This window comes from Thioalkalivibrio sp. ALE12 (assembly GCF_000381105.1).
Taxonomy (GTDB): Bacteria; Pseudomonadota; Gammaproteobacteria; order Ectothiorhodospirales; family Ectothiorhodospiraceae; genus Thioalkalivibrio.
In genome coordinates this window covers 155,549-168,146 of record NZ_KB905909.1, presented here as the reverse complement: position 1 = coordinate 168,146, position 12,598 = coordinate 155,549, and the positions used below count along the sequence as shown (strand labels likewise).

Here is a 12,598-nt window from a genome sequence, read left to right as displayed (position 1 = left end):
CCCCCGCCGTCGGCGGGGGCGCCTGCGCGCCAGAAAACCAGACAACTGCGCGGCCGGGTAAACCGGGCGTCGCATCAGCGCATGGACTGCACCAGGCGGTAGCGATCCGCCTCGAAGGCGCGCAGCGTCCGGTGTGGCGGATAGGCGAGGCCGTCCACCGCCTCCAGCGTATAAACCGCAGGCCGCGGACTCTGCAACCCGACATGGATGCGGCTGAGGTCACCCTGGGAAATCTCCCATTCGACCTGGTTGCGGGCGATCACGCCGACCTTCACCGTGTCCCCCTCGCGCCACCAGTCCCGCAGACCGGTCGCCATTTCGCGGATCCCGTCACCCGCAACGTTGTACTGGACGTGGCTGCGCACATACCAGACACGGCCGTCGGCACCCGAGTTGGTGGCCCAGACCCCGGTCCCGCCCTCCGGGGCCGTTTGCGCGGTCATGAATTTCATGTCGAAGCGCAGCTCGTAGCCATGGAGCGGATTGGCGAACCGCCACATGCCGTCCAGTAGGGGATCATCCGTGGAATCCATCGGGGACGCTGCGGGCGGGCTCGCCGGGGCCGGTGCGGGCTCGACAACCTCGGGGGCCGGCCTCGGGGCCGCCGCCGACTCGACAGGCGCAACCGGCGCCGGTTCGCGCACCCGCCCCCGGACTGGCGACGCCGGCAGTCGCGACTCGGCCACTTCTTCGGCAGGCTCCGCCCGGGTCTCCGCGACGACCTCGCCCCCCGGCTCGGGTACCGGCTGCGCCCAGGCCTGCTGCAGGAGTCGCTCGATGAGTTCGTCCACACTGGCCTGCAGCGCACCCTCGCGGGCAATCCGGATGCGGTCGCTGGCCTGCCAGGCCTCGCCGGCCTGGGCGGTATGCGCGTTCTCCTGTTCCTGCGAATACACGACCTCGCCGGTCTCGCGCTCGCTCAACGTGTAGCGCACACGTTGGGTCACGGTCATCTCGCGACCAGCCCAGGGCTCGTCATGCTCCAAAACGTCCATCTGCAGGAAATAAGGGCTGTCATCGGACGGGTCGAACACGCCAGCCTGGCGCAAGTAGGACTCGACGCGCCCCTGGAGGAACCCCGGCGTTAACCGCGAGCGCGACACCTCGTTGCGCACCCCCACGTACCCGATCCCCTCACGCAGCGGACTCGTCGCGGGGACATCAGGCCGTTCCGCCTGCGCCACGACCACCCGAGATTCCACCGTCGCGCAGCCGCCTAACAAGACCCCGAAACCCAGCAGCCCGAGCACGGCCAGGCCGCGTGCCGTTACCCCCCGCCAACCCGCCATATCCGAACCCCGCTCGATCGATGCCCCGGGAATCATAGCCCAGGCGGCCCGGGAAATTCGGATCCACGCTGCGTCCGACTCGAGCGCGAGCGCGAGCGCGAGCGTGTACCTTGCTCCGTGCTTCCTAGACGGCGACGTCGGCCAGGTGGCCCTTGCCTTCCAGCCAGGCGCGGCGTTCCGCCGCGCGCTTCTTGCCGAGCAGCATGTCCATCAGTTGCTGGGTGTCGTCGGCGGCGTCCAGCGTGAGCTGCACCAGGCGCCGGGTGTCCGGGTTCATGGTGGTTTCGCGCAGCTGTAGCGGGTTCATCTCGCCGAGGCCCTTGAAGCGGGTCACGGAGACCTTGCCCTTCATCTTCTCCGCCTCGATGCGTTCCAGCACGCCGGCCTTCTCGTCGTCGTCCAGCGCGTAGAAGGTCTGCTTGCCGACGTCCACGCGATAAAGCGGCGGCATCGCGATGTAGATATGCCCCCGCTCCACCAGCGGGCGGAAGTGCTTCAGGAACAGCGCGCACAGGAGGGTGGCGATGTGCGCGCCGTCGGAGTCGGCGTCGGCCAGGATGCAGACCTTGCCGTAGCGCAGCCCGTCGAGGCTGGTCTGCCCCGGATCCACGCCCAGGGCCACGGAGATGTCATGGATCTCCTGGGAACCCAGCACCTGGTCGGGATCGACCTCCCAGGCATTCAGGATCTTGCCACGCAGCGGCATGATCGCCTGAAAGTCGCGGTCACGCGCCTGCTTGGCGGAGCCGCCGGCCGAGTCGCCCTCGACCAGGAACAGCTCGGTGCGCTCCAGGTCCTGGCTGGCGCAGTCGGCCAGCTTGCCCGGCAGGGTCGGCCCCTGAGTGACCTTCTTGCGCACCACCTTGCGCCCGGCACGGCTGCGCTTCTGCGCGTTCTGGATCGCCAGCTCGGCAATGCGCTCGCCCTGCTGCGGGTGCTGGTTCAGCCACAGGCTGAAGGCATCCTTGACCACGCCGGAGACAAACGGCGCGGCCTGGCGCGAGGACAGGCGTTCCTTGGTCTGCCCGGCAAACTGCGGGTCCTGCATCTTGAACGACAGCACGCTGGAGACCCGCTCCCAGACATCCTCCGGCGCCAGCTTGATCCCGCGCGGCAGCAGGCTGCGAAACTCGCAGAACTCGCGCACGGCATCGGTCAGACCGGTGCGCAGGCCGTTCACGTGCGTGCCACCCTGAGTCGTCGGGATCAGGTTCACGTAGCTCTCGCTGACCACCTCGCCGCCCTCCGGCAGCCAGGTGACGGCCCAGTCGGCAGCCTCGGTGGCCCCGGAGACCGAGCCCATGAACGGCTCCTCCGGCACGCGATCGAGACCGTCCAGGGCCTCCACCAGATAGTCGCGCAGCCCCGCCTGGTAGCACCACTCGCAGGCCTCGCCGGTGGTCTCGTCGCGGAAGGTGACCGTCAGGCCCGGGCACAGCACGGCCTTGGCGCGCAGGATGTGCTTGAGCTTCGGCACCGAGAACTTCGCCGAATCGAAGTACTGCGGGTCCGGCCAGAAATGCAGTGTGGTGCCGGTATTGCGCTTGCCGACCTCCCCCACCGCCTCCAGGTCCTGGGTCTTGTGGCCGCCGGCGAAGGCCATACGGTACTCGCGCCCGTCGCGCTTGATCTGCACCTCGAGCTGCTGTGACAGCGCATTGACCACCGATACGCCCACCCCGTGCAGACCGCCGGAGAACTGGTAGTTCTTGTCGGAGAACTTCCCGCCCGCATGCAGCGTGGAGAGGATCACCTCGACTCCCGGGCGGTTCTCGCGCGGGTGCAGATCCACCGGCATGCCGCGGCCGTCATCCGACACGGAGACCGAGTCGTCCTTGTGCAGGATCACGTCGATCCGCTTCGCGTGGCCGCTGATCGCCTCGTCCACCGAGTTGTCGATCACCTCCTGGGCGAGGTGGTTCGGGCGAGTGGTGTCGGTATACATGCCCGGGCGCTTGCGCACCGGGTCCAGCCCCTCGAGGACCTCGATATCGGATGCGGAATAGCTCACACAGGAACCCCTTTATTGATATGGACCGTGCCCCGCGCCGGGCACCGCCTCGGCCATCATGCACCGTCATTGCGAGGAGCGAAGCGACGAAGCAACCTCCCAACGAACCCCCCGGCGTTGGTCCGGGCCAGCGCCGGGACCGTCCACGGAGATCGCCACGCGCCTGCGGCGCTCGCGATGACGGTGCCTTTACCTCGTCCTTGCGAGGAACCAAAGGCGACGAAGGAACCCCTCAACGCAAGCCCCGACGTCCGCGCCTGCCGGCGCCGGGGCCACACGCATGGATCGCCACAGCGCTGCGCGCCCCGCGATGACGAGGGTGGCGGGTTTCGTTACCGGCGTGTCCCCTCGTCCCGGACTGTGCGCAGCGTACCAAAGCCCGCGGGGGAAAGGCTGCTTGCAATCCCGGGGCCGATCCCAACAATGCAGGACAGATTCCGTATCCCCGTCTTCACAGGAGGTTTCCGATGGAAGAAGCCGCGAGCATCACTGGCAACGACATCCTCGACGTGACCCAGGAGGATTTCCAGCAGGCCGTGCTGGACGAATCCCACAAGCGCCCGGTCGTGGTGGATTTCTGGGCCGCCTGGTGCGGGCCCTGCCAGCAGCTGATGCCGCTGCTGCAGCAACTGGCCGCGCAGTACGCCGGCAAGTTCCGCCTGGCCAAGGTCAACAGCGACGAGCAGCAGGCCCTGGCGCAGCAGTACGGTGTGCGCAGCCTGCCCACGGTGATGATCTTCCGTCACGGCAAGCCGGTGGACCAGTTCATGGGCGTGCAGCCGGAGCCGAACATCCGCGCGATGATCGACCAGTACCTGGAGAAGCCCTCCGACAAGCTGATCGAGAAGGCCCGCGAACAGGCCCAGGCCGGAGACACGGACGCGGCCCTCGCCACGCTGCGCGCGGCGCTGGAAGAGGACCCGGACAACGGCGACCTGCGCATCGAGCTGGCCCGCGCGCTCGCCCAGGCCGGCGACCCGGAGGCCGCCGAGGCCGAGCTCGGCAAGCTCCCGCTGGACCAGAGCGAAAAGGAAGAGGCGAAGGCCCTGCGTGCCCGCCTGGTATTCGCCAAGACGGCCGCCGGCATCGACCCGCAGGCGCTGGCACAGGAGCTGCAGGAAGGCGATCCGCGCCCCGAGGCACTGGAGCAGATGGCCGCCTACGCGATGCTGTCCGGCCGCGCCGAGGAGGCGCTGGGGCTGTACCTGCAACTGATGAAACAGCACCGCTCCTACAACGACGGGGCCGGCCAGAAGGGCCTGCTGGCCGCGTTCGAGGTCCTCGGCAACGATCACCCGCTGGTCGGTCAGTTCCGCCGGCAGATGGCCTCGCTGCTGTACTGACCGGGCTCCGGTTGCCGTCACAGCATCCTTGCAGACGGCTACGACTTCGAAGTCGCCCCGTCGGCCAGAGGGCTGGCCTCCTGCAGCACGCGGCAAGCCCCCCGTAGGAGCCGAGCCCCCTCGGCGATTGGCGCGGGGATTCGCGAGCAGGCTCGCTCCCACAAAGGGGCCCTTCCCGGGTGGGTCGAGCCGGGCCGCTGGCTGCGGCCCGGTCGACGTCCGGATCAGTTGCTGCCGAGGATGCGCTCGATCACGGCCTGCGGTTCCTGGTAACCGGAGAGCTGCTGGCCACCCTCGGTGATCAGCGCCGGGGTGCCGCGCAGGCCGAGCTGCTGCCCCATGGCCATGTGCTGATCCTGCGGCGTGGCGCAGCTGCCGTCGATATCGTTCAGCTTGTCGCCTTCCTTGGCCCGGTCCATCGCCTCTTCGCGATCCTCCGCGCACCAGATACGGTCCATGATCTCCGGGGAATCACGTCCCAGCACCGGGAACATCAGGTAACGCACCTTGATCCCGGCCGACAGATACTCCGGCAGGTCCTGATGGATCTCGCGGCAGTACGGGCAGTTCGGATCGGTGAAGATGTTCAGCACGCCCCGGGTCTCTCCGTTCGGCGAGTAGGTCACCAGCTCGCTGTCGTCGATGGCGGCGAACATGTCCGCGCGCACGCCGCTGAGCGCGGACTGGGTCAGGTTTTCGCGGGTCTCCAGGTCGACCATGTTGCCCTGGATCAGATAGCGCCCGTCCTCGGAGACATAGAGGATATCGGTGCCGTAACGGACCTCAAAGACACCTTCCATCGGCGTCTCGCGGATGCTGTCGATCTCGGTATCCGGGATGACCCGGGCCATGTATTCCTCGATGGCCTCGGTGGCCATGAGCGGGGTACTGATGACGGCCAGGGCCGCGGCAAGGGGAAGAGCGCGTTTCAGGGACATGGATTCTCTCGTGTCGGTACAAAAAAGCGGCGCCAGTTTACCAGCCTCGCGGGGGTATCCCCGGGCCATCTGGCGGAGTCCGGTAATAGACGTCAGCCGCGGGGATGATGTTCCGCATGCAGGCTCTGCAAGCGGGCGCGCGCGACGTGGGTATAGATTTGTGTGGTCGACAGACTGCTGTGGCCCAGCAGCATCTGCACCACGCGCAGGTCCGCCCCGTGGTCCAGCAGATGCGTGGCAAATGCATGGCGCAGGGTGTGCGGCGACAGCGGCGACTCGATGCCGGCACGGCGCGCGTGAGCCTTGATGCGGTACCAGAAGGCCTGACGCGTGAGCCCGCCGCCACGCCGGGTGACGAACACCGCCTCGCAGGGCGGGTGACCGTCCATCAGGTCCGGCCGTGCCTCGCGCTGATAGCGGGCCAGCCAGTGGGCCGCCTCCTCGCCCAGCGGGATCAGGCGTTCCTTGTCGCCCTTGCCGGTAATGCGCACCACGCCCTGCCGACTGTTCACCTCCGACTGCTCCAGCCCCACCAGTTCGGAGACCCGCAGTCCGGTGGCATACATCAGTTCCAGCATCGCGCGATCCCGCAACCCGACCGCATCGTCGATATCGGGGGCCCGCAGCAGGGCCTCCACCTGGGCCTCGGACAGGCTGTCCGGCAACGGGCGCCCGGCCCGGGGGGACTCGATCCCGGCGCTCGGATCATCCTCGCGCTCGCCCTGGTGGACCAGATAGCGATAAAAACGCCGGATGCTGGACAGTGCCCGGGTGATGGACTTCGGCCGTGCCCCGGCCTGCATGCGGGCGCTGACATAGCCCAGGAGATCGGCCGCACGGGCGGATTCCAGGCTTGCCCCCCTGGGTTCCAGCCAGTGCGCCAGACCCTCCAGGTCGCGCCGGTAGGCCGACAGGGTGTGGTCGGACAGACCCTCGACCGCCCAGAGCTCGTCCAGGAAACGGTCGAGGGCCGGAGATGCCGCCGTGGCGACGCTCACGCGTTACTGGCCACCAGGTTTCCCGGCATTGCCCGGGGCGTCCGGGTTCTCCGCGCGGAACTTGCCGGCCAGGTTCTCGAAGACCTTGGTCAGTTCCAGCGGCAGCGGGAAGAAGATGGTGTTGGCGTTGCCGTTGGTCGACATGTCGGACATCGTCTGCATGTAGCGCAGTTGCAGCGAAGAGGGGCTGGCCTCCATCTGCTGCGCCGCCTGCACCAGCTTTTCGGCCGCCTGCAGTTCGCCCTCGGCGTGGATGACCTTGGCGCGGCGTTCGCGCTCGGCCTCGGCCTGGCGCGCGATCGCGCGGATCATGGAGTCGTCCAGGTCGACATGCTTGATCTCGACATTGGTGACCTTGATGCCCCAGGCGTCGGTCTGGGCATCGAGGATCTCCTGGATGTCGTTGTTCAGCTTGTCGCGCTCGGAGAGCATCTCGTCCAGATCATGCTTGCCGAGCACCGAGCGCAGCGTGGTCTGCGCGAGCTGGCTGGTGGCGGCGTAGTAGTCCTCCACCTGGATCACCGACTTGGCGGAATCCACCACGCGGAAGTACAGCACCGCGTTCACGCGTACCGTCACGTTGTCCTGCGAGATCACGTCCTGGCTGGGCACGTCGAGCGTGATGATGCGCAGGTCGATCCGCACCATCTGCTGGATGCCCGGGATCACGATGATCAGGCCCGGGCCCTTCACCGACTGAAAACGGCCGAGGAAGAAGATGACGCCGCGCTCGTACTCGCGCAGCACCTTGATCGACATCACGATGATGGCGACCAGGATGACTAGCGGGACGACAAAGAAACCGAGATCGTTCATGTCCTGCTCCTTCTGCGTTATGGGCTCGGCGGCGACCGGTCAGCCGGTCGTGGCAGTGCCCGGGGTGTCTTCTTCAGTCACGGGTTCGACCCGCAGCCTGAGTCCTTCGATGGCGGTCACGCGCACCTTCTGTCCCTCGCGGACCGGTGCCGAGGTCTCCGCGTTCCACTGTTCGCTGTGGACCCAGACCCGACCGCTGCGATCGAAGTCCTCGCGCGCCTCGCCGATCATGCCGATCATCTCTTCATAGCCGGTGGCGGGCTTCTTGCCGCGCAGGCTGAACAGCCGTCCCAGCACCCAGACGGACAGGATGCCGATGGCGATGGCCGTGCCGATCACCAGTGGCAGGGCCACGTTCAGGTTGGGGTCGTCCCACAGAATGATGGAACCGGTTGTGAATGCCACGATGCCTCCTATGCCCAGCGCCCCGAAACTGGGCACGAAGGCCTCCGCAATCATGAAGATCATGCCCAGCAGCATCAGCGCCAGGCCCGCATAGTTCACCGGCATCACCTGCAGCGCAAAGAACGCCAGGATCAGCGCGATCGAACCGATCACGCCGGGGTAGATCGCGCCCGGGTTGGCCAGTTCGAAGATGATGCCGTAGATCCCCAGCAGCATCAGGATATAGGCGATGTTCGGGTTGGTGATCACGGACAGCAACTGGGTACGCCAGTCCGGATCCATGCGCACGATCTCCAGCCCTTCGGTCGCCAGCGTGCGCTCGCCGTCGTGCATGCGCACGGTATGCCCGTCGATCTGGGCGAGCAGGTCGCTCAGGTTGTCCGCCACGAAGTCGATGACGTTCTGCTCCAGCGCGGCGGTCGCGGTCAGGTTGGAGCCCTCGCGTACGGTCTCTTCCGCCCAGTCGGCATTGCGTCCGTAGCGTTCCGCCAGGCCGCGGATATAGGACACCGCGTCCTCCAGCACCTTGCGCTCCATCGCGTCGCCGCCGCGGCGCGGGGCCGGGTCGTCCTCCAGCAGTTCCTCCTCGCTGGCGGGTTCGACCTCGCCGTTGGCGGCTCCATTCTCATCCGCAGGCTCATCCGCCGCGTCGGTTTCGTCGTCGCGCGCCTCGCCATTGGCCTCGTCGGTTTCCGTATCGTCGCGCGCGTCCTCGTCCGGCTCCGGCGGGTCCATGCCCGGGAGCCCGCCGCCGCCCATCTGCACCGGGGTGGCCGATCCCAGATTGGTGGCCGGGGTCATGGCCGCGACATGCGACCCGTAAAGCATGTAGGTGCCGGCGCTGGCCGCGCGGGAACCCGCCGGGTGGACATACGTGACCACCGGCACATCCGATTGCAGGATGTTCTTGATGATGCTGCGCATGCTGGAATCCAGACCGCCCGGGGTATCCAGCATCAGGACCAGGATCTCGGCGTCCTCGGCCTCGGCCCGCTCGATCCCCCGGCGGATGTAGTCGCCGGTGGCCGGGCCGATCGCGTCATTCACCGTCAGCAACAGGCCGTGGCGATCCGCGGTCTGGGCCAGGCTCGAGGCGGCCAGCCAGCCGGCCCCGAGCACCAGGAGGGTCAGCCACAGCAGGTGGCGCCAGCGGCGCCCTCCGCCCACTCCTGCCTTGCGTCCAAATGAAACCCGCATGGGCTTCCTCTCCCGTCAGGGTGGATTCGTCGTACACTGCGTGCGCACACGCGACAGCCGACTCGCCCACCACGATAAACCAAAGGCCGGACCCGCGCCGAACCCTCAGACCCGCATGGACCCGCATGGACCCGCATGGACCCGCAGGCAAAGCAGACCCCGCCCGAGAATCTCGCCGCCGTGATACTGGCCGGCGGTCAGGGCCTGCGCATGGGCGGGCGCAACAAGGGCTGGGTCGAGTATCGGGGCCGCCCCCTGGTCGAACACGCCATCGCGCGCCTGCGCCCCCAGGCGCCGCGCCTGGCCATCAGCAGCAATACCGATATCGACCGTTATCAAGCGCTGGGGTTTCCCGTCCTGACCGATTCCCACGCCGATTATCGCGGCCCGCTGGCCGGGATCGCCGCCGCCTTCGCGGCCTTCCCCGGCCACGCGATCCTGTGCGCGCCGGTGGACGCACCCGCGCTGCCCCTGGACCTGGAATGCCGCCTGCGCCAGGCCCTGGAGACCCACCCGGCGCCCGCCGCCATTGCCCACGACGGCCACCGCCTGCAGCCCCTGTTCGGCCTGCTCGAGCCCGCGGTGGCGACGCGCCTGCAGAGCGATCTCGCGCATGGTTCGCTGGCGGTGGGACGCTGGTTTCACGAGATCGGCGCGATCACGGTGGACTTCTCCGATCAGCCGGAGGCATTCGCCAACATCAACACCCCCGGGGACCTGATGGGCTGAACGCCCCTCGCGCCCCGGCCGGATCTCGCTATACTCGGACGCGCTTAACGCAGGCAGGCCACCATGATCCAGTCCACCTCCAAGCTCCCGCGCATCGGCTTCGCCGCCTGGAGCGGCAGCGGCAAGACCACCCTGCTGAAGGGCGTGATCCCGGCCCTGCGAGCCCGCGGCCTGCGTCCGGCGATGATCAAGCATGCCCACCACGAGTTCGACGTGGACAAGCCGGGCAAGGACAGTCATGAGCTGCGCCATGCCGGCGCCGACCAGATGCTGGTGGCCTCCGGTCGGCGCTACGCCCTGATGGTGGAGACCCCGGAGACCGACGATGGCCGCGTGCCGGACCTGGACATGCTCTGCGCGCGCCTGGACCCGCGTCGCTCCGACCTGATCCTGGTCGAGGGTTTCAAGAAATGGGACCTGCCCAAGATCGAGGTGCATCGGCCGTCGGTGGGCAAGGCCCCGCTGTACCGCGAGATCCCCGGCGTGGTCGCGGTCGCCACCGATGCCGCCACACTGGACTTCGACGGCCCGCTGCTGCCGGTGAATGACCCCGACGCAGTGGCGGCCTTCGTCATCGACTACCTGGACATCCACCCCTGACCCGGAGACCCCCATGCCCGAGGCTGCCCCCGGCTGCGACGAGTTCGATCCCAATGCCAAGACCCTGGAACAGGCCCGCACCGCGATCCTGGAAGCCTGCCAGAGCCTCGAGGAACAGGAGACGGTGGCGCTGGAGCAGGCTCTCGGGCGGACCCTGGCGGAGCCCGTGGCCGCGCGCATCGACGTACCACCCGCCGCGGTCTCCGCCATGGATGGCTACGCCCTGCGCGCGACGGACGCCACAAAGGGTGCACGCCTGGCGCTGGTCGGCACCTCGGCGGCCGGGCACCCCTGGGATGGCGAACTGCAACCGGGCCAGTGCGTGCGCATCCTGACCGGCGCGGTGGTCCCGGACGGGGCCGAACTGGTCGTGATGCAGGAACAGGTGGAACGGGACGACGCCACCATCCTTCTGCAAAACGGCGACCTCACCACGGGCCACAACATCCGCGGCGCGGGTGGCGACACCGCCGCCGGGACCCCGCTGTATGCCGCCGGACAAACCCTGGGCGCGGCCGAGATCGGGGTGCTGGCGAGTCAGGGCATTGCCCGGGTGAAGGTACTGCGCCGGCCGCGCGTGGCCTTCTTCTCGACCGGGGACGAACTGGTGCCCGTGGATCAGCCACTGGGCCCGGGACAGATCCATGACAGCAACCGCCACACCCTGCGGGCGCTGCTCGCGGCCTACCCGGTCGAGGTGCAGGACTACGGCGTAATCCGCGACACCGAGGAGGCGGTACGCGAGGCCCTGACGCGTGCCGGGGAAACGGCCGACGTGATCATCACCACCGGGGGGGTCTCGGTCGGCGATGCCGACCATGTGACCCGCGTGCTGCAGGCCTCCGGCCAGGTCGGCTTCTGGAAGCTGGCCATCAAGCCCGGGCGCCCCCTGGCCTTCGGGCATTTCGGCCAGGCCCACTTCTTCGGTCTGCCGGGCAATCCGGTGGCCGTAATGACCACCTTCGCCCTGCTGGTGCGCCCGGCCCTGCAGCAGCTGGCCGGGCGCGCAGCGACCGCACCGCAGACCCTGAACGCACGCCTGCTGGAAGACCTCCACAAGACCCCCGGGCGCAAGGATTTCCAGCGCGCGGTGCTGGAGACCGACGAACGCGGCTGGGTGGTGCGCGCCGCCGGCGGCCAGGGTTCACATCAGTTGCGCGCGATGAGCGAGGCCAACGCCTACGTCGTCCTGCCACGCGAATCCGCCGGGGCCCGTGCGGGTGACTGGGTGGAGGTCCTGCCGTTTCGGGAGATCTTTCCGACCCCCTGAGGCCGAGTCAGTCGGCCTGGATCAGCGCGGCGAATTCGCGCTCCAGCAGGGCCTCGTCACCGAGGTTGAGCTCGACCAGACGGCGCAGGTGGGAGGCGGATTCCAGCGGCATGGCCTCGATCTCCACGCCCAGCCACAGGCCCTCGTGCCAGCGCACCCGGCCCTCGAAGGTGATCCGCGCCTCCTCGCTGAGCGGGATGTCGACACTGACCTCGTCGCCATCGGCCATCGCGGGAAGATCCGCGCCCTCCAGCAGCACGCCCTTCAGGGAGATATCCTCCACCCGGACCGGGCCGCCCCCGCCATCGGTGAGCAGGGTAGCCGGAAATTCCAGGGGGATACGTTGAAAGCGTCGCTCCATGCGGCAAGACTACGCCCACTCCGCACCCGCGGCCAAATCCAGAACCACCCGGAACGCCCATGACCGAAACCGCCGCCTCGTCCATCGACGGCCAGCCCTCCAGCCTGCTGCGCCGCCTGGCCGCCATCGTCTACGACGCCCTGCTGCTGGTGGCGATCTGGATGGTCCTCGGCCTGCTGGTGGTCATCCTCGGCAACACCACCGGGCTGTACTCGCCCCGCGCCCATTTCGTGCTCAACCTGATCGTGGCCTGGGGGTTCTTCTACTGGTTCTGGACGCGCACCGGGCAGACGCTCGGCATGCAGGCCTGGAACATCCAGCTGCGCACCGAGGGCGGGCACGCCGTCAATGCCTGGCAGGCGACGCTGCGCTATCTGGTTGCGGTCGCCCAGTGGCTGGTGATCCTGATGGCCATCTGGGCGGTGCGCGAATACGGCGCGGTCGCCGTTACCGTGGTTACCGCGGCGGCGCTGTTCGCGATCGGCCTGTCGCAGTTCCACCCGCGGCGCTGGATGCTGCACGACTGGCTCACCGGCACCGAACTGGTGCGCATCCCCGGCCTCGCCAAACCCCGCTGGAAACAGAACCGCAAGACCTGAAGCCCCCTCACCACTTGCTCTCACCGTAAAGAAGGACAAGGG

At 68.1% G+C, this 12,598-nt stretch carries 12 protein-coding genes; 5 read left to right on the top strand and 7 right to left on the bottom strand.

Annotated elements, in window-relative coordinates; translation table 11 throughout:
• Nucleotides 1-74: 74 nt before the first annotated feature.
• Entirely contained in the window at nt 75-1,289 is a 1,215-nt protein-coding gene (locus tag F614_RS0109620; RefSeq protein WP_231378042.1) for a hypothetical protein, read from the bottom strand.
• A gap of 124 nt (nt 1,290-1,413) precedes the next feature.
• The gene (gene parE / locus F614_RS0109615; RefSeq protein ID WP_019558772.1) at nt 1,414-3,300 is read right to left on the bottom strand and encodes a DNA topoisomerase IV subunit B; all 1,887 of its coding nucleotides are present in this window, start codon (nt 3,298-3,300) and stop codon (nt 1,414-1,416) included.
• Between the two features lie 467 nt (nt 3,301-3,767).
• Here parE and trxA point away from each other — a divergent pair, with 467 nt between their 5' ends.
• Nucleotides 3,768-4,643: a thioredoxin gene (trxA, locus tag F614_RS0109610; RefSeq protein ID WP_018865720.1), complete on the top strand. Its 876-nt coding sequence runs from the start codon at nt 3,768-3,770 to the stop codon at nt 4,641-4,643.
• Between the two features lie 224 nt (nt 4,644-4,867).
• Here the strand turns inward: trxA and F614_RS0109605 are convergent, their stop codons facing one another.
• The 4 genes from F614_RS0109605 to F614_RS0109590 all read right to left on the bottom strand — a co-directional run bounded on the left by F614_RS0109605 (nt 4,868) and on the right by F614_RS0109590 (nt 8,997).
• Nucleotides 4,868-5,581 (bottom strand): DsbC family protein, encoded by a 714-nt coding sequence (locus F614_RS0109605; protein ID WP_018876447.1) that lies wholly within the window; start codon nt 5,579-5,581, stop codon nt 4,868-4,870.
• Between the two features lie 92 nt (nt 5,582-5,673).
• A complete protein-coding gene (gene xerD, locus F614_RS0109600) occupies nt 5,674-6,579 on the bottom strand; it encodes a site-specific tyrosine recombinase XerD (protein WP_018876448.1) in 906 nt (301 codons plus the stop codon).
• Between the two features lie 3 nt (nt 6,580-6,582).
• On the bottom strand, nt 6,583-7,395 hold the full coding sequence (locus tag F614_RS0109595) for a slipin family protein (RefSeq protein WP_018865717.1): 813 nt from the start codon (nt 7,393-7,395) through the stop codon (nt 6,583-6,585).
• A 39-nt stretch (nt 7,396-7,434) separates the two neighbouring features.
• On the bottom strand, nt 7,435-8,997 hold the full coding sequence (locus F614_RS0109590) for a nodulation protein NfeD (protein WP_026329842.1): 1,563 nt from the start codon (nt 8,995-8,997) through the stop codon (nt 7,435-7,437).
• A gap of 135 nt (nt 8,998-9,132) precedes the next feature.
• Between F614_RS0109590 and mobA the strand changes: the two genes are divergently transcribed.
• From mobA to glp, 3 genes are all read left to right on the top strand, one after another.
• The gene (mobA, locus tag F614_RS0109585; protein WP_019558770.1) at nt 9,133-9,726 is read left to right on the top strand and encodes a molybdenum cofactor guanylyltransferase MobA; all 594 of its coding nucleotides are present in this window, start codon (nt 9,133-9,135) and stop codon (nt 9,724-9,726) included.
• 63 nt (nt 9,727-9,789) lie between these two features.
• Entirely contained in the window at nt 9,790-10,326 is a 537-nt protein-coding gene (mobB, locus tag F614_RS0109580) for a molybdopterin-guanine dinucleotide biosynthesis protein B (RefSeq protein WP_019558769.1), read from the top strand.
• 13 nt (nt 10,327-10,339) lie between these two features.
• Nucleotides 10,340-11,596: a gephyrin-like molybdotransferase Glp gene (glp, locus tag F614_RS0109575; protein WP_018881292.1), complete on the top strand. Its 1,257-nt coding sequence runs from the start codon at nt 10,340-10,342 to the stop codon at nt 11,594-11,596.
• A 7-nt stretch (nt 11,597-11,603) separates the two neighbouring features.
• Here glp and F614_RS0109570 read toward each other — a convergent pair whose 3' ends face one another.
• Complete coding sequence (locus F614_RS0109570) at nt 11,604-11,957, bottom strand: PilZ domain-containing protein (protein ID WP_018865712.1); 354 nt, start codon at nt 11,955-11,957, stop codon at nt 11,604-11,606.
• A 59-nt stretch (nt 11,958-12,016) separates the two neighbouring features.
• On the opposite strand from F614_RS0109570, the gene F614_RS0109565 reads away from it, so the two are divergent.
• Nucleotides 12,017-12,556 carry an RDD family protein gene (locus F614_RS0109565; protein ID WP_018865711.1) on the top strand — a complete coding sequence of 180 codons (540 nt, stop codon included), beginning with the start codon at nt 12,017-12,019 and terminating at the stop codon, nt 12,554-12,556.
• The last annotated feature ends 42 nt before the right edge of the window (nt 12,557-12,598 follow it).

Excerpts from the sequence above, each read along its gene's own strand:
- F614_RS0109620 (WP_231378042.1), bottom strand. The coding sequence starts at position 1,289 with ATGGCGGGTTGGCGGGGGGTAACGGCACGCGGCCTGGCCGTGCTCGGG.
- trxA (WP_018865720.1), top strand. The coding sequence starts at position 3,768 with ATGGAAGAAGCCGCGAGCATCACTGGCAACGACATCCTCGACGTGACC.
- F614_RS0109605 (WP_018876447.1), bottom strand. The coding sequence starts at position 5,581 with ATGTCCCTGAAACGCGCTCTTCCCCTTGCCGCGGCCCTGGCCGTCATC.
- F614_RS0109595 (WP_018865717.1), bottom strand. The coding sequence starts at position 7,395 with ATGAACGATCTCGGTTTCTTTGTCGTCCCGCTAGTCATCCTGGTCGCC.
- F614_RS0109590 (WP_026329842.1), bottom strand. The coding sequence starts at position 8,997 with ATGCGGGTTTCATTTGGACGCAAGGCAGGAGTGGGCGGAGGGCGCCGC.
- mobA (WP_019558770.1), top strand. The coding sequence starts at position 9,133 with ATGGACCCGCAGGCAAAGCAGACCCCGCCCGAGAATCTCGCCGCCGTG.
- mobB (WP_019558769.1), top strand. The coding sequence starts at position 9,790 with ATGATCCAGTCCACCTCCAAGCTCCCGCGCATCGGCTTCGCCGCCTGG.
- glp (WP_018881292.1), top strand. The coding sequence starts at position 10,340 with ATGCCCGAGGCTGCCCCCGGCTGCGACGAGTTCGATCCCAATGCCAAG.
- F614_RS0109570 (WP_018865712.1), bottom strand. The coding sequence starts at position 11,957 with ATGGAGCGACGCTTTCAACGTATCCCCCTGGAATTTCCGGCTACCCTG.
- F614_RS0109565 (WP_018865711.1), top strand. The coding sequence starts at position 12,017 with ATGACCGAAACCGCCGCCTCGTCCATCGACGGCCAGCCCTCCAGCCTG.